12 protein-coding genes are annotated in these 19,774 nt (G+C 38.8%); all 12 read right to left on the reverse strand.

The features are described from left to right. Window positions 1-158: 158 nt before the first annotated feature. Entirely contained in the window at window positions 159-1,430 is a 1,272-nt protein-coding gene (purD, locus tag QA584_RS21705; protein ID WP_278271196.1) for a phosphoribosylamine--glycine ligase, read from the reverse strand. Window positions 1,431-1,467: 37 nt separating this feature from the next. Continuing rightward, complete coding sequence (purN, locus tag QA584_RS21710; RefSeq protein WP_278271197.1) at window positions 1,468-2,091, reverse strand: phosphoribosylglycinamide formyltransferase; 624 nt, start codon at window positions 2,089-2,091, stop codon at window positions 1,468-1,470. After that, a complete protein-coding gene (purM, locus tag QA584_RS21715; RefSeq protein WP_278271198.1) occupies window positions 2,085-3,110 on the reverse strand; it encodes a phosphoribosylformylglycinamidine cyclo-ligase in 1,026 nt (341 codons plus the stop codon). The genes purN and purM overlap by 7 nt, the downstream gene beginning before the upstream one ends. A 309-nt stretch (window positions 3,111-3,419) precedes the next feature. Next, window positions 3,420-3,935: a 5-(carboxyamino)imidazole ribonucleotide mutase gene (gene purE, locus QA584_RS21720; RefSeq protein WP_278271199.1), complete on the reverse strand. Its 516-nt coding sequence runs from the start codon at window positions 3,933-3,935 to the stop codon at window positions 3,420-3,422. Window positions 3,936-4,307: 372 nt separating this feature from the next. Further along, window positions 4,308-6,380 carry an aminopeptidase gene (locus tag QA584_RS21725; RefSeq protein ID WP_278275219.1) on the reverse strand — a complete coding sequence of 691 codons (2,073 nt, stop codon included), beginning with the start codon at window positions 6,378-6,380 and terminating at the stop codon, window positions 4,308-4,310. Window positions 6,381-6,542: 162 nt separating this feature from the next. Further along, on the reverse strand, window positions 6,543-6,869 hold the full coding sequence (locus QA584_RS21730; protein WP_278271200.1) for a DUF6142 family protein: 327 nt from the start codon (window positions 6,867-6,869) through the stop codon (window positions 6,543-6,545). Between the two features lie 38 nt (window positions 6,870-6,907). Continuing rightward, the gene (locus QA584_RS21735) at window positions 6,908-7,375 is read right to left on the reverse strand and encodes a VanZ family protein (RefSeq protein ID WP_278271201.1); all 468 of its coding nucleotides are present in this window, start codon (window positions 7,373-7,375) and stop codon (window positions 6,908-6,910) included. 508 nt (window positions 7,376-7,883) lie between these two features. Continuing rightward, window positions 7,884-9,485 (reverse strand): Ig-like domain-containing protein, encoded by a 1,602-nt coding sequence (locus tag QA584_RS21740; RefSeq protein ID WP_278271202.1) that lies wholly within the window; start codon window positions 9,483-9,485, stop codon window positions 7,884-7,886. Window positions 9,486-9,851: 366 nt separating this feature from the next. Then, the gene (locus QA584_RS21745) at window positions 9,852-12,392 is read right to left on the reverse strand and encodes an Ig-like domain-containing protein (protein WP_278271203.1); all 2,541 of its coding nucleotides are present in this window, start codon (window positions 12,390-12,392) and stop codon (window positions 9,852-9,854) included. A gap of 369 nt (window positions 12,393-12,761) precedes the next feature. After that, a complete protein-coding gene (locus QA584_RS21750) occupies window positions 12,762-15,320 on the reverse strand; it encodes an Ig-like domain-containing protein (RefSeq protein ID WP_278271204.1) in 2,559 nt (852 codons plus the stop codon). Between the two features lie 520 nt (window positions 15,321-15,840). Then, window positions 15,841-18,279, reverse strand: coding sequence for a phenylalanine--tRNA ligase subunit beta (gene pheT, locus QA584_RS21755; protein ID WP_278271205.1), 2,439 nt, complete (start codon window positions 18,277-18,279; stop codon window positions 15,841-15,843). 123 nt (window positions 18,280-18,402) lie between these two features. Beyond that, window positions 18,403-19,422 carry a phenylalanine--tRNA ligase subunit alpha gene (pheS, locus tag QA584_RS21760; RefSeq protein WP_278271206.1) on the reverse strand — a complete coding sequence of 340 codons (1,020 nt, stop codon included), beginning with the start codon at window positions 19,420-19,422 and terminating at the stop codon, window positions 18,403-18,405. Between the last annotated feature and the right edge of the window lie 352 nt (window positions 19,423-19,774).

Below are 19,774 nucleotides of genomic sequence, written 5' to 3' on the forward strand. Positions count from 1 at the left end.
ACCTCTTTTAAAGTAATTTCTTGAGGTATTATAGCATATATTACCAAAAAAATGAAATGTCTATTTTCACAAATAAATACTTCATTTTTCGTTTTCTTATTTATTCTAATCCCTTTGACCTATAATATATCAATGTAAACTTAATTTATTATAGCTTCTTATGCCTCATCAATTGCCCTGCCAATGTCATTTCTCATATATTTATTTTCAAAAGTAACCCATTCCGTTGCCTGATAGGCATTTTTCCTGGCTTCTTTTAAATCTTTGCCGGTGGCGGTAATACCAAGGACACGTCCTCCGTTGGTTACAATTTTGTCTTCTGTCTTTTTTGTACCGGCATGGAAGGCATAATAACCTTCTTTTTCCCTAAAGCTTTCCAAGCCGTTAATTACAAAACCTTTCTCATACTGTTCCGGATAACCTGCGGAAGCTAAGATTACGCAAACTGCCGCATTGTCCTCAAAGTCCAGTTTTATATCCTTTAACGTCCCGTCGATGCAGGCTTCAAATACTTCAACAATATCATTCTTCATACGGGGCAGTACTACCTGGGTTTCAGGATCTCCAAATCTTGCATTGTATTCTAAGACTTTAGGACCCTGATCCGTTAACATCAGACCAAAGAATAAAATTCCGGTAAAGTCCCTTCCCTCTGCTTTCATTGCATCCATGGTAGCCTGATAAACATATTGTTTGCAGAATTCATCTACTTCTTTCGTATAGAAAGGACTCGGTGAGAACGTCCCCATTCCGCCGGTATTTAGCCCCTGGTCACCGTCCTTGGCGCGTTTATGGTCCTGGGCACTGGTCATAGGAATTACATTGGTGCCATCACAAAAGGCTAGTACAGATACTTCCCTGCCGGTCATAAACTCTTCCACAACCAAACGGTCTCCGGCAGCACCAAACTGTTTGTCCTGCATAATGGTCTTCACGCCAAGCTTTGCTTCTTCATAGGTATTGCATATCAGAACACCCTTACCAAGCGCTAATCCATCAGCTTTTAATACCACTGGATAAGCACTGGTCTCTAAATAAGAGACAGCTGCCTCAGGCGTGTCAAAGGTCTCATAAGCAGCCGTCGGAATATTATATTTTTTCATCAGGTCTTTCGAAAATGCTTTAGAACCTTCAATAATAGCTGCCTTCTTTCTTGGTCCGAAAATTCGAAGGTTTCTCTCTTCAAACACATCTACAACACCTGCTACCAGCGGATCATCCGGTCCTACAATGGTAAGATCAATCTTCTCTTTTTGGGCAAAGGCAGCCAGCCCTTCAAAATCCATAACCCCGATATCCACACAGACCGCATATTCTTCCATTCCGGCATTACCGGGAGCACAATATAATTGGTCCGTTAATTTACTCTGAGCCACTTTATAAGCAATGGCGTGTTCTCTGCCACCGCCGCCGATAATTAATATTTTCATATATCCGTACCTTTCTGCTTAAATAGGATTTGGGTTTTTATAGTATGGTTACCCTGTTTTCTTTTATCTCTAACTTATGATTGGCGATTAAATCGATTGCCTGAGGCAGTATATGCCATTCCGCTTCTTCCATAACTCTTCTTTGCAACACTTCCGGTGTATCCTCCTGATTAACTTCAACCGCCTTCTGAAGAATAATCGGTCCGGTATCCGTACCTTCGTCTACAAAATGCACGGTTGCTCCCGTAAGTTTAACACCGCGGCTAAGTACTGCTTCATGAACTTTAAGTCCGTAATACCCGGCGCCGCAGAAAGCAGGAATCAGGGACGGATGTATATTAATAATTTTATTCCGGTAACTCTTTATTAATATCTCCGGTATAATCACCAGGAATCCTGCAAGGACGATTAAATCCACCTGAGCATGATCAATTTCCTCAAGAAGCGCCTTATTAAATGCTTCTCTGGTATCAAAATCCTTAGGGGATACTACGGAGGATTTGATTCCGTGGTTTTTTGCCCGCTCCAGGGCATAAACATCTTTTTTGTTGCTGATAACGGTCTCGATTTTTGTATTGGTTATACTGCCATTCTCTATGCCATCTATAATTGCCTGAAGATTGGTACCTCCGCCGGATACTAACACTGCAATTTTTAGCATACGGTTACACCTTTCTCACCAGCCTTAACTTCACCGATTACATAGGCAGTTTCACCTGCTGCCTGCAATAACCTTACAGCCTTGTCCGCCTGGGCAGAATCAACTGCAATCATCATGCCAATACCCATATTGTAAGTATTATACATCACTTTTTCTTCAATATTGCCGTCGGTTGACAGCATTTTGAATATAGGCGGCACTACGTATCTGTCTTTATAGATTACAGCGTGGACTCCGTCACAGAGCATTCTTGGAATATTTTCATAAAATCCACCGCCGGTTATATGACTGCAGGCTTTTACGGTAATTTCTCCGGTTTTTAGGGCTTTTAATGCCTTTACATAAATTTTGGTAGGAGTCAGTAACGCTTCCCCTAAGGTAGTTCCCAAAGCTTCATAATACGTATTCAGCGCTTCCACCTTCATGTTAAATACATTCCTTACCAGAGAGTAACCGTTACTGTGGATTCCAGACGAAGCGATTCCAATAATGGTATCCCCGGCTTTTAAATTACTGCCGGTGATAAGTTGTTTCTGATCTACTATACCAACAGCAAAACCTGCCAGGTCATATTCATTTTCCGGATAAAAGCCCGGCATTTCAGCTGTTTCTCCGCCAATTAAAGCAGCACCGGCCTGCTTACAACCTTCTGCAACGCCGCTTACAATGGTTGCGATTTTTTCCGGTTCGTTTTTACCGCAGGCAATATAGTCTAAGAAGAATAAGGGTTCACCGCCTGCACAGGCAATATCATTCACACACATTGCGACACAGTCGATACCAATGGTATCATGTTTATCTAAAAGAAAAGCCAGTTTTAATTTCGTTCCCACGCCATCGGTTCCGGAAACTAAAGTGGGCTGTTCCATATTTTTAAAACTCTCTAAAGAAAATGCACCTGAAAATCCGCCGATACCGGTCAGTACTTCGCTGCGCATGGTACCCTTAATATGTTCCTTCATAAGTTCAACAGCTTTGTAACCGGCTTCAATATCTACTCCTGCCTTTTTATAATCCATGGTAAATCCTCCTTAAAAGATGTATTGGGGTTCGTTAGTATAATATATACTTTTTATCAATAACAAGTTAAATCCTTGATCTATCTGACTCTTATTTTATCATAACAGGTATTATTTGTCCCAACTTTTTATTTCATTATTTTCTTATACTGTTTATAAGTTTTATTAATAAAACATTTTCGATCTATTAGTGTAGTATATAAATAAAAGAAAGGGACGGATGAAATCCGCCCCAAAACCAATCCTTATAAAGTCTTATTCCCATAACGGATTTTAACAGGTAAATCCAGAATAAGTCCCCAGTTACTACTACATATCCTTTAAGTATGCCTCATAACCAACTTGTTCTAATTTATCGGATTTAGCCAGAACACTTTCCTTTAAACCTTCCGCATAGGTTTTGATCCGTTCCAATAAAGCCGGGTCAGATGTTGCCAGAATTTTAGCAGCCAGAATACCGGCATTTAAAGCGCCGTTAATCGCAACCGTTGCCACGGGTATGCCACCGGGCATTTGAACGATTGAATAGAGAGAATCTACTCCTCCTAAAGACTTGGTATAAATCGGAACACCGATAACCGGCATAGGGAAGATTGCTGCAGTCATACCAGGCAGATGTGCTGCACCGCCGGCTCCTGCAATAATTACTTTGTATCCTTTTTCTTCTGCGGATTTTGCATAATCAAAGAATACATCAGGCATTCTGTGGGCAGAGATTACAGTAATATCATATTCTACCTGTAATGCATCCAGTACCTCTGCTGCCTTGCTCATGATTGAAAGATCTGAATCACTTCCCATTACTATTCCAACTTTTGCTGCCATTGTTTCATCCTCGCTTTCATTTTATATGATTATCATTCTTTGAGATATAAGCTGTTCAAAGAATAATGACCCTCCGTTATTGGTTTGTTTTTATAAAACTCAACTTAGCCTTGCACCCAACTATTTCTATACTTTAACTTTTTCTATGCTTTTACTATATTTTAACTTTTACTATATTTTAACTTTTACTATATTTTAACTAATCTTACACTTTAACTTTTACTCTATTTTAGCTAATCTTATACTTTAAGTTTTTTTTGATAAACTTACCGTATATTGACTTACTTACCTTTAACCTATTCATTTATACAAACCACTTATCTTTTGTCAAGTAATGAATTCAATTTTCCCTAACTATTCTCTATCCTTACCTTATTTAAATGCTTCATTTAATCGTTCAGTACCAAGAAGTATGAATCTTCCATCTTTTATTATCGTAATGCTTTCCCCATCCTTCTTATATACGGTAATTTCGCCCAATTCATCGTAAGGTATGGTAATGTCCGTATGACAATTAAAATAAGCCTTATCCATATCCGTTTTTCTTAAAATAGATACCTCATTGTCTTTTGCAACAATCTGCTTTCCATCCGGGTTATACAGTTTTAAATCTTCACTCATTTTATAGCAGGTATCGCCGACTGCAAAATGAGGTCCGGTTTTCTCGGCAATTAATATAGGCAGTTTATCGGCAATCTGATATTTTCTCGCCATAACATAGGCTGTTGTATTCGTTCCAATCGCAAACTCTCCAATAGGCAGGGTTTCCTGATTATACATCAGATTTTCCTTAACGAACTGTCTGTTCTCTTCTTCTGCTTCAAAGTTTTTGCAGGTGTAGGAACTTATTCTGCCGTCCTCAAAATTAAGGGTCAAATCATGGTATTCCAGTCCATTTAGATAAACCTGGGTTACGTGGAGGATACCCTTGGTACCGGTAAGTTTTGGTGAGGTAAATACCTCTCCCACCGGAATATTAACGTCTGCGGTACAGTTCTCAAATATAGTTTCTTTTAGGGGGTCTGACAATTCATAAAGCATGACTACAAGATCTGTCTTGTTTTTACCGCTGCCTAAAATCCTTACATACTCGCCCTGGTCCAGGACATCAATGATTGCCTGCTGTATCTCTTTATAAATCTGGTTATCCAGAGTATTTACTTTAACCGTCTCTGCAAAGATTTCCTGAAAACGGTCGCCAATTTCAGGTATGGGGTAGCTGATTATAGTAAAGCTGGTCTCTTCCCCTTTTACATATTCATTCATGATTAGACTGGAATCTCTGTTATATAATACATAGAGTTTTTGCTGTCTTTTATCTAGTTTGATTACTTCGGCTTTATTTTCCGGTGCAAAATTTTCCTCACCAAATACTTCAATCAAGGCAGGTCCGGCATAAACCGCAGCTTCATTCTTATATGTTTCATAGGCTTTCTTAAGTCCAGCAAGCTTTCGTTCATTATAGGCCTTATCAAGATACAAGCCGTTATCAAACCTGTGGTCATAGTCATATTGCTTATTCGGTCCCGTGGAATGATAACCAATTTTTAAATGCTGTTTTTTATTTACGCTGTTAACAGCCCCACGGTAAATCACAGGCTCTAACCCCAGTTTTTTAAAATTATCGATGGCATAGTAAAGCATTCTTTCAAATCCAATGTTATAGCGTATATTAACGGTTTTCTTTTTGGTAAGGTCAATCCTGGCGGCTTCAAAGCCCCTTTTGTATCCTTCGGTAAAAGTAAATGCCATCGCCTTAACATCAGCTTCTGGCAGACTGTTTAAAAATTCAGCTGTTCTTACTTCATTCTCACCGATATATTCACCAAACTGGTATAAATACCTTAAGTCTGTTAAATCCCAGCTGGTAACAATATCCTTTACAAGGGATAATTCCGGGTCTAAAAGTTCCCTGGTCCGGTACTCTACCATTTCTCCGGTGTAATCACTAATAAAATCATAAACGGCACGCTTTATGTCCTTATACGTATACTCGTCTTCTTCCTCAAAATAGTTATAAATCTCAATAAACAACTCTGAATATACCGTGATCTCCCATAACCTGGCCTCATAGGCATATACGATCATGCCTCGTATTTCACTATATAAAAAAGCAAGGAGCTTTCCATATTTCGTTCCAAGCTGCTGTACGGCGTACCGTGGATTAGCATAACTGGTCTCATAGTTTTTAGGAAGGACATCCCTGTATAAATCATCATTTCTTCTTTTTAGTTCTTGGAGGTCCATTAGTCTTAGCCGGTCATTTAAAACCAATTCTGCCAGTTCTTTCATCTGCTGTATAAATCCTGCAACTGCTTTAAAGTATTCCTTTATCGGTTCCCTTACCGATTGTTCTTTTTTGATTTCCTCTATCCGTTCCATGGATAACTCATATCGTTCCCGTATTTCTTCATTGGACTCTTTAAATAATTCCGTATATTTCATCTTGACTACCTGAATACCACAGCGGTACTGCGGTACTGCCATATAATCAGCCTTGAAAGAATCTTTATATGGCTTCCTTTCCCAATTATTTTCTTTCACATAGATATCCCTATTACAGGTGTACTTTATCTCATAAAAGGCTGTCCAAAAGTTTAACCCGGATTATATAATTAATCCTACCATATATAAAGCAAAAAACAGTATAGATAAGAACCCGTTCATTACCATACCCACAATAGGAGCCGTATAGTAGATTTCCTTTTCTCTGCAGCCTTTAATTCCAAGAATAAAACCAACTATGGTAAATACGAACAGCAGTATACCAATAACCCCTATTATCAGACCACCATTTCCCTTTGAAAGACTGGAGATGATAGACAAAACAATCAGGGTAATCAATGATACACTTCCAATTATTATGGACATTAGCCCCTTTACGCTATGGCTTCTGCCCGAAAATTTAAATATTTCTTTTTTATGTCCTAACATGTCCGCTCCCATCTGCACGGCCAAGTGCAGGTTATCATCTATCTTAACCTTTTAATTGATTTTGTCAGTTTATAGCATATTATAAAACATATGCCTCCCAGAATTCCTCCGAGGGTATTCATAAATATATCATCTACATCAAAAATCCCAACCTTAAATATCAACTGGATCAGTTCTACCGTAAGACTAAATTCAAAACTCAATAAAGCGACGTTAATTAATTTTCTATTACCGGGACTAATGATTGGCAGTACAAAACCAAAGGGTGCAAATGCCAGGACATTGCCAAATATATTAACAATAAAACTCTCTAATCCGATTTCCTTCCGGTATAAAATATAGCGCCTTACTTCTTTAAATAATACCAAATTATATCTATATTGATCCGAAATGATTGTTCGTCCATAACGTTCGCTGAAAAATAAAAAATAAGCTAATAATATGATATATAGTACAAACAGCACGCGGCTAACTGACATAATGACTGTTCTGCTTATTGATTTCAATGACTTTTTCCTCCAGAGTGCTTTCCATATCCCACTCATTATAAAACAAATCTTATCTTACGTAAAGGGGTAAAAATCAGTCCTCAAAGATTGTCTGTCAGTGGAAAAAAATGGTCTATTCTTTGTCTGGACATACCGGTGGCTTTTGCCGGAGGAACAGCAAGAGTGAAAACGCACAAACTACCTTGTCTTGGTATACTTGATAAAATCAGCAAGGAAGTTGATTAAGAAAGCATTGATTATGCTATGTTTCATAAGCTTAGGATTCTGAGCCTGGAATTCACTAATGATTTTTTCAGTTGGTAAAGCAAGACTCAAAAAGCACAAACTCCTCGCTATGCTCGTCAAACAGTGTGCATTTTGAGTCTGAACCACCTGAAACAGTCATAAGTAAATTATCAGACGCAGAATAAAGCGCTTATGAAACATAGCATAATCAATGCTTTCACTTTAGCTTTAGGGCTGATTTTATCAAGTGTTTTTAAGTTTATTAACTGGGAATTTTAAGTTAATTATTATTGGGTGTTATATTCTTAGTCGGTACAGAACCAGCTTTATTCCCTGACATATCCAGTATCATATTATAATCTGCCGGTATTACCTGCATCATTTTATTCATTGCCGGTGTTTCTCTTAGTGTGATTATAATCCTGTTATTATCTATAACAGAATAAGAAGCATAATCCTTATTATCCTGAATTACCTTAAAGCCTGCACTGCCCTTTATTGCTTCATTAAAGGTAATTGTAACTGTAACCGGGTAAGTATAGGAATAACCTGTTACTACAGGAGCAATATTTTCTTTTAAAGATACGGATACATAACAGGGAGCCATTGCCGTATAGGAATTATTATACCCTTTAATACCGCTTATCGTTGCCAGATAATTGCCATTAGCAGGTATGGTTCCAGGTTTTACAGACAGCATTACAGATGTGTCCGAAGAATTGTCCATTACCTTAGCCGAATTGATGATTACACCTGCTATTGCATAATTTGCTTTATTTTCTGCACTGGCTCTATCAAGCTTATTATTAAACTGGAGCATTATCACATTATTATCTGACTGGGACTGGGTTATGGATATCGGTGCCGGCAGAGGATTGATACCGTTTATGGTAAAATCCACATTAACTTTTATTAAGTGATCCGATGCGGTATTATCAGGAGCTACCTGATAACCTTCCCAATATCCGATGGAAACTTCCTTCCAGCCGGTTAACTGAGCGGATACAGAAGACAGGGTATAGTTGACCTTTTTAGAATCGCCTGGATCTGTCTTGCCTTCAATACATTCTGTGCCATTATTTACCACAATCAGTCCAGGAGTCTGGATGGGTCGGTCAAAGGTTGCGGTTAATCTGGATTTATCACTGCGGACCAAATTAATTAATTTTGCCTGGGGTTCATAATTTCTGACCCCATTACCATTATCATCATCGTCATCAAAATCCACAATTTCGATTTGGACCTGATCTCTGATCTTACTGTAGGCGGCGGCTTCTTCCGTCAGCGCGGCAACTGCCGTTAATGTAACGATACCGGTATTTTCTGCCGTAACTATACCATTGGAATCTACTTTGGCATAATACTCATCATTAATAAACCAATAGGTTTTTTCCTTTGCATTACCTGGTGTTATCTTACTGTTAAAATCGTAATTCTCACCTAATTCAATAATCTGCCTGTTATCTTTATCATCTCTTTTGTTGGTGATTATAATTCCCGTAGCTTCTGTTTTGACCGTTACTTTACAGTATAAATTTACCGTCCTGCGGTCTGTAAAGGTAATTTTGCAGCGGATGTTGGTAGTTCCGCTACTCAATGCTGTAACCGTAGCTCTCTTCCCGTTGTTTGCAACCTTAACCCCAGCCACCTTATCATTTAGTGTATACCAACTGATTTTTTTCACATACGTATTTACATTGTAAAGAGATAATTCAAAAGTTTTTAAGTTTCCCTCCAGGGTTTTATTGGTGCTTGATAAGACCGGAGCTTTATACCGGTCCCATCTCCATTCTGCACTGGCAACTCTTGAATTGCCAAGGGAGATCATCGGAAGTAAAAGGATTAACGTAAGCATAAATGATAGAAAGGATTTCTTCTTCATTCAAATACCTCCTCTTAATTTTTACAGGATTATTATATTTCCAAATTATGTCATAACAATGGCTGAATTTTGCCAGTTATATGTTAATTTATCCCATTTTTCAGATGAAATCTGGCTGCAAAACAACGAAGCATACTGTCATCAGATTAACTCATTACCCATAGGAATGTAATATGCTCAAAAAAGCTGCAAGGAATCTACAATGAATGCCCCCTTAAATCAGACCTAAAATCTGACTTAAAGGAGCATTTCACGATCCTTACAGCTTTTATATGCTTAATTCCTTTTAATATACTTTCCTTTCTCCCTCTTGTACAACCAGAGCCGGAATGTAAATTAAAAGTTTGAATGTCATGTTTTTACAAATTAATATGTTGGTGTTATGTATCTGGTGGTTACAATTGCTTTATTACCGGAAATATCCGTTATAGAGTTATTGATGTTAGGGTTAATTATCATATTCACACCTCTAACCGGTACCTGATTTAAAACAATGGTAACGGTATCCCCATTAATAAAGCTGCTTCCTGCATAGTCAATCCCATTTTGCATAGCGCTGAAATCCGGTGTTCCGGTTAATGTATCGTCAAAGGTGATATTAATAGTAGTCGGGTAACTGTAAGCTATCTTTGTTATGGAAGGAGCTTTATTTTCCATTAATAATAACGTAGTTTCATAATCATCCATAGGAGTAAAGGAATCCCCATAACCTTTGATGCCTTTAATTTTTATTACATAAGTAGCGGTTACAGAAACTGCACCCTGATTCAGGGTTAGCTGCACTGTAGCTCCTGCTGCGTTATTATCAACCAGTTCGGCTTTTAATATAGTTACACCTAAGATCGTATAGTTCGCTCTGTTTTCCGCGGTAGCTTTGTCAAGCTTATTAGGAAAACTAATCAGGATAACACCTGGGTCACTAGAGGACTGTTCTATCCTATCCGGTGCCGGAAGTCCTGTTCCATTGGTTCCGGTTCTGTTAACGATCGCGTCTGTCTTTTTACTGTCGTTATTAAAATTATCCTTTACAAAACCATCCGGAATTGTAATGGTATAAGTTCCATTATCGTTAAACTGATTTTTATCCAGTTTTAACGTTACAATCATATCCTTCGCAGTAGCCGTATAGGTAAGATTCTTTTGGGAATAGATATCACCATTAACCGTATTTAATCTGGATACGAATTTACCGGTATCGCTTGATAATACTACCGCTTTGTCATAGGTAAGGGTTAAAATATAGCTAAGATTAGCATCTGTACCCTCAGTAGTGAGTTTATAAGACCTTAATTGGGGTCCTGTGGTACTTACGGTAAAATTAACCATCCTGTCTGTGAAGGTATCACCAGTATGATCCGTATCCTTAACATTATAGCTGTCCCAGAAGCCGATGGAAACTTTCTGGGATCCGGTAAGCTTTGCAGAGGTTGCATCCAGAGTATAATTAACGAGTGTTTTATCGTCTTTGCTTACTACGCCGTCAATCATTTTTCCATTGCTTAACATAATCTCACCAGGAGCTTTAATTGATCTGGTAAAGGAGGCGGTGATGGTATAATAACCGGTACGTGTCAGGGATTTTAATACCGCCTGTGGCTTTGGTGTGGTATCCGTTACCACATAAGCAGTTATAATAGAATTGCTGGGGTAATTGCCTGCCTTATCCTTTAAGCCGGAGAATACTACCGCAAAGGACTTATTCAGGTCATTAGGGTTAATATTAGTTAAGTCAATAGTTAAGGATTTGCTGTCTTCGGATTTCACATAATTCGTCTTAGTCTTAAGCAGACTTAAAGTAGCCACATCGGCAGTCTCATTGGATTTAACCAGACTTACTTTAGAAACCTGCATATTGGTAAAATCCATGGCTTTATTAAAGTTAAGGGTAACTATCATACCGGTGTCATCTATTTTATAATCTTTAAAAAAGGGTGGTTTGGTATCTTTTAATTCAAGATTTTTATAATATTCCGTAACAGGTGTTCCATCCATTGAAAGAACCGTATTGCTGACATGGAGCGCATAGGTTCCGTTAAAAGCATTGGCAGAAGTAATGGTTAAGGTTCTTCCGTCGGAGGATAAAACTCCACTTAAATATCCCAGTTTATCCGCCGGTTTACCGTCCTTATCGTTCATGCCGTTAATGGTTACGCTGTCTAAAAGTTCACCGTAGGTGCCAATTACTGTTGATGGGTTAACCGGATTGTCAAAGTTTACCGTTAAGGTGGTGGCATCGGTTAAAACTGCTGAACTGACACCTGCCGTTTTTGCCACAATCAAAATACTCACATCATCTTTAACTGTACTGGTGGCAGTTCCTGCTTTTGTCATGGAAGCCGTAGCAGTCAAACGAACAATACCGGGTTTTAGTGCCGTAACAATACCTTTTTTATCAACCGTCGCATAGCTGGTATTATCAATGGTATATGTGATCAGATCACTGGCATTGCTTGGAGTAATCATACTGTCAAAATCCATAGTATTTCCCACAGTAAGTACAAAATTATTCATGCCTTCTGGCATAGTATTGGTTATTTTGATTGCAGACGCCGGTATTTTAACCGTTACCTTGCAGGAGGGACTAAGTACGGTGCCGTTTTTATATGTAATTTTACATTTAACGGTAGCTGTTCCTTTTCCTTTGGAGGTAACATAACCGGTTTTAGAATTTACGGTAACAACATTTTTATTGGTTGATGACCATACCGTTGTTTTTACCTTTGTTTTGTCCAGATTCTTAACGGATAAGGTAAATGCCGTCCCTACCCCGATCAGTGTCTTGGAAGTCATGGATATGGTAGGTTTTGCTGCCGCGGCATAAGTTGTTGTACCGTTTACTGGAAATACGGTTATAATTAACAGAACAGCAAGTAAAATTCCTATCCACTTTTGTATCCGCTTTTTCATTCTTCATTCCTCCTATTAATATAATTCTTCTTTCATTGTTAAGCCAAATCCCGGCTGTATACATTACTATTTTATATTATAATTCCTACATTTGTCAAAATTTTGTCTAATAATTCATTAAATGTTATATTTTTATTAAATTGCACATATATTCCTTGTAAAAATTTGAGATTACCAGACAACATGGTGCAACTCCAATTGTAATCTCCTATTCTGCACCGAGACTTTTCTATGTTGCAGCTAAAATATACAAGTAATCGGTTCCGTTTATATTAAAAACAATGTACTGTAATACCTGCAAAAGAGGATTTTGCCCCACAGCCTTTAAGCTGTTTGGCAAAATCCCCTTAGTTTAGTCAGCTAGTATGATTAATATGTAGGTATCACCTGAATAGTCGGCAACGTTCCTATTTCATTGCCATAGATATCAGTGATATGGTTAGCACTGGTTGGTGTAACAGTAATCGGAATATTCTTAACGGGCAGGTCTACTAAAGTAATAATTATATTCTTGCCGCTTATCACACAGTTTTCCACCATGTCCACACCATTTTGAAACGCCTGGAAACTGGCTGTTCCCGATAGATTCTCGCTAAAGGTCAGGATTATTTTATCCGGATTGGTATAATTATTTGTCACATATCCGGGACCTGAATTCTTGCGGAGGTAAACCATTGCGTTGTAAGGTTCCATTACTGAATAGGTATTATGATATCCGGTAATTCCGTATATGCTTATGGAATATTTATTGGATTCCGTAATACTGTTCGGTGCCAGTGTTAATTTTACTGTTGCACCGGTAGTGGTGTTATCCGTCAGTTCTGCGCTGATAATGGAAGCACCTGCCACACTATAATTATTTATATTCTGTGCCGTGGTTTCATCCAGCTTATTACCAAAGGATATATAGATAGTACTTGCATCGTCATTAGACTGAACGATTGCCCTTGGTTTTGGTAAGGCGGTAGAGGTACCTTCCGTACTTACCAGCTTCACTGTCTCTTCAATGCTTGTATTACCGTAGCCATCTGAAACAAAATCTTCCGGAAGGGTAACAATGAACGTGCCGGCCTGATTCATATCACTGCTATTGAGTACTAAAGTAACGACCGAGCCATTGGCTTCTGCGGTATATCCGATGTAATAATCACCCGGGTAGTTTCCGACGTTAGGTATAAATCTGGCTTTTAATACTCCATTTTTGCTAATGAGGTCAACATCTTTATTGTAGGTCAATACCAGACTGTAAATCGGACCGCTGTCATAAGTTTCAACATCAAGCCTGAAATCCTGCAGCTCCGGAATTTCAGCAACTATTGTAAAGTTTACTTCAACTTTCTTATAGGTATTCGCCGATGTATCGTTGGCAATTACATTATAGCTGTCCCAGAAACCGATATATACATCCTGTTTACCGTAAAGTTTAGCTGAGTTTGGATCCAGGGTATAAATAACCTGTTTTGTATTGTCTTCTTTGACCTTACCAGGTATGTTCATGCCGTTGCTTAACATTACGCTTCCCGGACTCTTAATTGATCTTGTAAAGGTTGCTGTTAAGGTATTGCCATCCGTACGTATTAAGGATATCAGCTGTGCCTGAGGTTTCGGAGCAGTATCTGTTCCTACATAAGTCGTGATCCGGTCATTTGGCGGATAATTGCCCGCTCTGTCTTTAAGACCTGAGAACACTACCATAAACTGCTTGTTATAATCTAAGGTGGATATCAGTGTCAGATCAATAACTAAGGATTTGCCGTCATCTGACGCCTTATAATTGGTTTTCTGGCTTAATCTGTTGATGGTAGTGGATTTTGCCGCCGTATTGGAGGAAGCCTGCTGTACCGTTTCAATCTTCAAGCCGCTAAAGTCCATAGCCTCACTAAAGTTAATTGTGGCAATAAGACCGGTATCATCCACCACATAATTTTTATAGGTTGGTGCTGTGGTGTCATACAGGGCTAATTCTTTAAAATATTCCATTAACGGTTCCTGGTCTTTTGTCAGGATACCCGTTGTAAATTTTATTCCATATAAACCGTTAAAGTAACCGGTAGTCTTAATCGTTAAGATCTTGCCGTCTGAGGAAAGACTTCCTGTCAGAGTACCCAGGCTGCTTGCAATCACACCATTCTTATCTGATTTGGTGGTAATAATGATATTGCTTAAAAGCTGATTCTGATCATTTAACAAGGATTTCACATCCATTGCTTTGTCAAAGGTAACTGTAAGGGTTGTGGTATCTGTTAATTTCACATCCGTTACTTTTGCGGTTTTCGAAACAATCTCTAGATTGATGCTGTCTTTTAAGTCCAGTACTTGATCCAGATTATTCTTATAGGCCGCAGGTTTTGTAAGTTTTGCTCTTGCCGTTAAGGTTACAAAGCCAGGCTTTTTTCCTCTGACAATACCTTTATAGTCTACTGTGGCACAATCGGTATTGCTGATGGAATAGGTTATATAGTTATCTGCATTGGAGGGAGTAAGTACGCTGTTAAAATCATAGGAATCCCCCACTGCAATAACCTGCCTGCTATTGTTGGTAAGATCATCCTGAGCATTGGTAATCTCCACAGCCGTGGCAGGAATCTTTACCGTTACCTTGCAGGACAAGGTTTTGGTCGTTTTATTTTTATAAGTTATCTTACACTTTACGGTGGCGGTTCCTTTGCCCACGGAAGTCACTTCTCCTCCGTCAACAACTACCACCTTTTTATTCGTGGAAGACCAACTGGTTGATTTTACTTTGGATTTGGTTACGTTCTTAATGGATAATTTAAATTCCTGATCAATTCCGATTACAGTTTTATTCGTCACCGACATGGCTGGCTTTGCCGCTGCAAAGACAGAAACCGTACCGGCTGGAAGCAAGGCTATTGCCATGATGACCGCCAACAAGAATGTCTTCCATTTAAGCAGATATTTCTTCATTTTGTCTCCTCCTTCTCATTTGTAAATAAAATATGCAGAGTGGTTTTAACCATCTATTATATTTCCTGATAATAGATTAATATCCATTTTTGTCAAAATTTAGTCTAAATGATTAAATATTTACCCAGTATTTATGTTATCGGCTATTCATAAGAGAAATATAAGAAGGAACTGCTGCAAATTTGCAGTTCATGGCATACGAAGGAAGAAAGATAATTCCATAACTAAGGCAGTATCCTGGTATGCATATAATATTTTTGTGCTGGAAAGAACCCTCATGTCACTTAATTTGGAAAACTGCGTAGGGGCGGATAAGAGTAACTGTCAGATGAGACTTTTAACGTTTTTAAGTTTTACTCTTTTCCACCTGCCTTTAGCAGTTCACCAAGTTATTGATGACATGAGGGTTCTTTCCCTTCAAAAATATTATTACCAGAATACTGCTGACCGCCTTTACCACTCATTTCTTTGTGGAATTGACGTGTTTACAATTTAATTTTACAGCAGCCTCTTGACGGATTTATTGTCTCAGTTCGATTCCCAATTTACTTAAACCGCTTAAGATCTTATTTAAAACTTCTGTTATATCCTTATCTTCAAGGGTTCTATCCTTTGCTCTAAAGCTAATAGAATACGCCATAGACTTATGCCCCTCCTTGATCTGGCTGCCTTCGTATATATCAAATAAGCGGTAGCTTTCTAAAATCTGTCCGCCATTTTTACGAATAACCGCTTCCACATCGCCGGCTAAGATATCCTTGGACATAACCATACTGATATCTCTGGTAACCGCAGGATATTTGGCGATTCCTTCGTATTTCACATCAAAAGTTGCCCGGGCAACCACTTCTGGCATATCTAGTACGGCAACATATGCTTTGTCACCGATATCATAATTATCTAATACCTCCGGATGTACTTCTCCGATATAACCAATTACCGTATTATCATAGATGATATTCGCCTGGCGACCCGGATGAAGATAAGGTTTGCCGGCTTTTGGATCATAAGACACCAGTTTCTTCATCCCTATTTTTTCCAGATATTCTTCGATTACACCTTTTAAGTCAAAGAAATCTCCTTCTCCGTACATTCCAAGCGTAAACTGGATTCTCTCCTCCGGAAGTTCCGTAATCGGAAGAGCCTTTGGCAGATAGATATTACCAAGTTCATACAGACGGACATTCTTATTCCTTCTGTTAAAATTAGTGGATAAGGAGTTTAACATACCATTTAAGGAAATGGTCCTCATGATACTGAAATCTTCTCCCAACGGATTGGATATAACCACATTATCCCTTAGCTTATCCCCTTCCGGAATTAATAGTTTATCATATACTTTGGGACTTTCAAAGGAATAATTCATGCCTTCGTTAAAGCCAAACTGTTCGGCAATATTCCTTGCGGCATTTTCAATTCGTAATTTAAAGGAAAGTTTTCCTGTAGTGGCTTCTCCGGTAGGCAGAGTCGTTGGGATATTATCATAGCCAAAGAAACGGGCAACTTCTTCATCCAAATCCGCCTGACCCCCCACATCCTGTCTCCAACTGGGTACTATGACTTCTCCGGTTGCTTCATCATATCCTAAATCTATCTTCTTAAAATAACCAAGCATCGTTTCTTTGCTTAACTTAGTACCCAGTATTTTATTGGTTCTCTCTGGACTAAACGGTATTCTTCTGGACGTTCTTACCTCAGGATAAACATCAACAGCTCCTCCCACTACTTCACCTGCACCAAGTTCTTCAATTAACTGGCAGGCACGGTTAATGGCTTCCATGGCGGTATTGGGATCCAAGCCCTTTTCGAATTTAGCTGCTGCATCGGTCCTAAGTCCTAATTTTTTACCGGACAGACGGATATTGGTTCCGTTAAAGCAGGCTGCTTCAAATAATACATTCTTTACTTCATCTGTAATCTTTGAATTTTCTCCGCCCATAATACCTGCAATCCCAACGGGTTTCTCTGCATCGCAGATCATTAAGATTGAGGAATCCACTTTTCTTACCTGTCCGTCCAAGGTCTGGAATTCTTCTCCATCCTTACCTCTGCGAACGATAATTTTCTTACCGGCAACTAAATCAAGGTCATAAGCATGCATCGGCTGGGAGTACTCTTCCATTACATAATTCGTGATATCCACCAGGTTATTGATAGGGCGGATTCCGCAGGCAGCAAGTCTTCTCTGCATCCATAAGGGAGAGGGTGCCAATTTGATATTCTTAACTACTCTTCCTACATAACGGCTGCAAAGGTCTTTCGCTTCGATTTCAACGGAAATATAATCAGAGGTTTTCTCCTGATTGCCGGTTTCCTTAATAACCGGAGGTATGAATTCCCGTCCAAAGGTTGCGGCGGCTTCCCTTGCAATTCCCAATACACCAAAGCAGTCTACCCGGTTTGAAGTAACTTCATATTCAAATACTACATCATTAAGACCAAGGGCTTTTACCGCACTGGAACCGATTTCGATGCCGTCATATTCTTTGTTATTACTAAAGATGTAGATTCCGTTGTCCGGTGCATCTGTATACATCTCTTTACTGGAACCTAATTCCTCTATGGAACACATCATACCACAAGATTCAATGCCTCTTAATTTACCTTTTTTAATCTTAATCCCACCAGGTGTCTTATTCCCGTCGTGACCTCCTGCAACACGGCCTCCGTCAAGGACCACAGGGACAATGTCCCCCTCAGCTACATTGGGAGCTCCGGTTACGATCTGAACGGTTTCGCCCTCTTTCGTAATCTGAACCTGACAAACAATTAATTTATCCGCATCCGGATGTCTTTCAATCTTTAATATTTTACCAACCACGATTTTATCCAGATCGGCATCCAACTCTTCATAACCTTCTACTTTTGTACCGCTTAAGGTCATGCTGTCAGTGTATTCTTTCGCAGTTACGTCCAGTTCCGGTACATATGCTTTTATCCATGATAATGGTGTATTCATTCCAATAAACCTCCTCGTATAAATCTATATGAATCTATCCAAATAATTAAATTGAACTACATGTCTTCTTAGTAAACATAATTTTATAACACACTTATAACCAAACCGTACTTATCGAATGAATTAAAATTGTTTTAAGAATCTGACATCATTTTCATAAAGCAATCTCATATCATCAATTTCATACTTTAATAAAGCAATACGTTCTAACCCTACACCAAAAGCAAAACCAGTATATTCATTGGGATCAATACCGCTCATCTCAAGGACTTTCGGATGTACCATGCCGCAGCCTAAGATTTCAATCCAGCCGGAGCCTTTGCAGAAACGGCAGCCTTTACCGCCGCATTTAAAGCAGGTAACATCCACTTCGGCACTTGGTTCGGTGAATGGGAAGTGATGGGGTCTGAATTTTACCTTAGTATCTTCTCCAAATAACTGTTTTGCAAATTCTGCCAGGGTTCCTTTTAAATCGGAAAAAGTAATGTTCTTATCAATAACCAGTCCTTCGATTTGATGAAAGCTCGGGGAATGGGTGGCATCCACTTCATCGGAACGAAATACCCGGCCGGGTGCAATTAATCTGATAGGGAGTTTGCCTTTTTCCATCTCTCTTACCTGTACCGGTGAAGTCTGAGTTCTAAGCAAAATATTACTGTTTACATAGAAGGTATCCTGTTCATCCTTAGCCGGATGGTTTGCCGGAATATTTAAGGCTTCAAAATTATAATAATCGTATTCCACTTCCGGACCTTCCACTACTTCATAGCCCATTCCCACAAAGATTCTCTCTACTTCCTCAAGAGCAATGGAATTGGGATGACGATGACCAACCATGGGTTTCTTCGCCGGAAGGGTAACATCGATGGTTTCCTTAAGGATTTGTTCTTCTCTTATTTTTTTTGCAAAATAATTCTTTTTCTCTTCTAATTTTTCTTCCAGCGTACTTCTGGCTTCATTCACTAATTGTCCGATAACCGGTCTGTCCTCTGGAGCTACATCTTTCATGGATTTTAAAATTTCTGTCAGTTCACCTTTTTTGCCTAAAAATGCGACACGGATTTCATTTAATTTGTCTAACTCTTCGGAAGCTTTGATTTTCTCTAATGCTTCATCTACAATGGCTTTTAATTTTTCTTTCATGTTAACCTCTTTTCTTGCGCACGCTCTTTGCACATACCAAGTTTGTGGTGCGCATGCACAAACTTGCTGCTCCCATCTGTGTGATTTAGCACACATACAACTCAGGGGTGTGAAATGTTCTTTATTTCACACTAGCGCCCTTTTTAAACACATTGTCTTTCTTTCCATTAACTTCGGGACAGTTCTTTTCATATACCGGTCAGCTATCAGATTTTTACAAGTTTAACACAATTGCATATCCGTAAACATAAAAAAACGCCCCTGAAAAAAACAGGGACGGATTAAATATCAAATATGATATTACACACCTTTTTATGTGTAATTCCGCGGTACCACCCAAATTCCTATCTAA

The organism is Anaerocolumna sp. AGMB13025 (assembly GCF_029689925.1).
Classification (GTDB): Bacteria; Bacillota; Clostridia; order Lachnospirales; family Lachnospiraceae; genus Anaerocolumna.

Bases quoted from the DNA above. Each gene is read 5' to 3' on its own strand.
- purM (WP_278271198.1), bottom strand. From the start codon at position 3,110: ATGGATTATAAAAAGGCAGGAGTAGATATTGAAGCCGGTTACAAAGCT.
- purN (WP_278271197.1), bottom strand. From the start codon at position 2,091: ATGCTAAAAATTGCAGTGTTAGTATCCGGCGGAGGTACCAATCTTCAG.
- pheS (WP_278271206.1), bottom strand. From the start codon at position 19,422: ATGAAAGAAAAATTAAAAGCCATTGTAGATGAAGCATTAGAGAAAATC.
- QA584_RS21740 (WP_278271202.1), bottom strand. From the start codon at position 9,485: ATGAAGAAGAAATCCTTTCTATCATTTATGCTTACGTTAATCCTTTTA.
- purD (WP_278271196.1), bottom strand. From the start codon at position 1,430: ATGAAAATATTAATTATCGGCGGCGGTGGCAGAGAACACGCCATTGCT.
- QA584_RS21725 (WP_278275219.1), bottom strand. From the start codon at position 6,380: ATGAAATATACGGAATTATTTAAAGAGTCCAATGAAGAAATACGGGAA.
- QA584_RS21745 (WP_278271203.1), bottom strand. From the start codon at position 12,392: ATGAAAAAGCGGATACAAAAGTGGATAGGAATTTTACTTGCTGTTCTG.
- purE (WP_278271199.1), bottom strand. From the start codon at position 3,935: ATGGCAGCAAAAGTTGGAATAGTAATGGGAAGTGATTCAGATCTTTCA.
- QA584_RS21730 (WP_278271200.1), bottom strand. From the start codon at position 6,869: ATGTTAGGACATAAAAAAGAAATATTTAAATTTTCGGGCAGAAGCCAT.
- QA584_RS21750 (WP_278271204.1), bottom strand. From the start codon at position 15,320: ATGAAGAAATATCTGCTTAAATGGAAGACATTCTTGTTGGCGGTCATC.
- pheT (WP_278271205.1), bottom strand. From the start codon at position 18,279: ATGAATACACCATTATCATGGATAAAAGCATATGTACCGGAACTGGAC.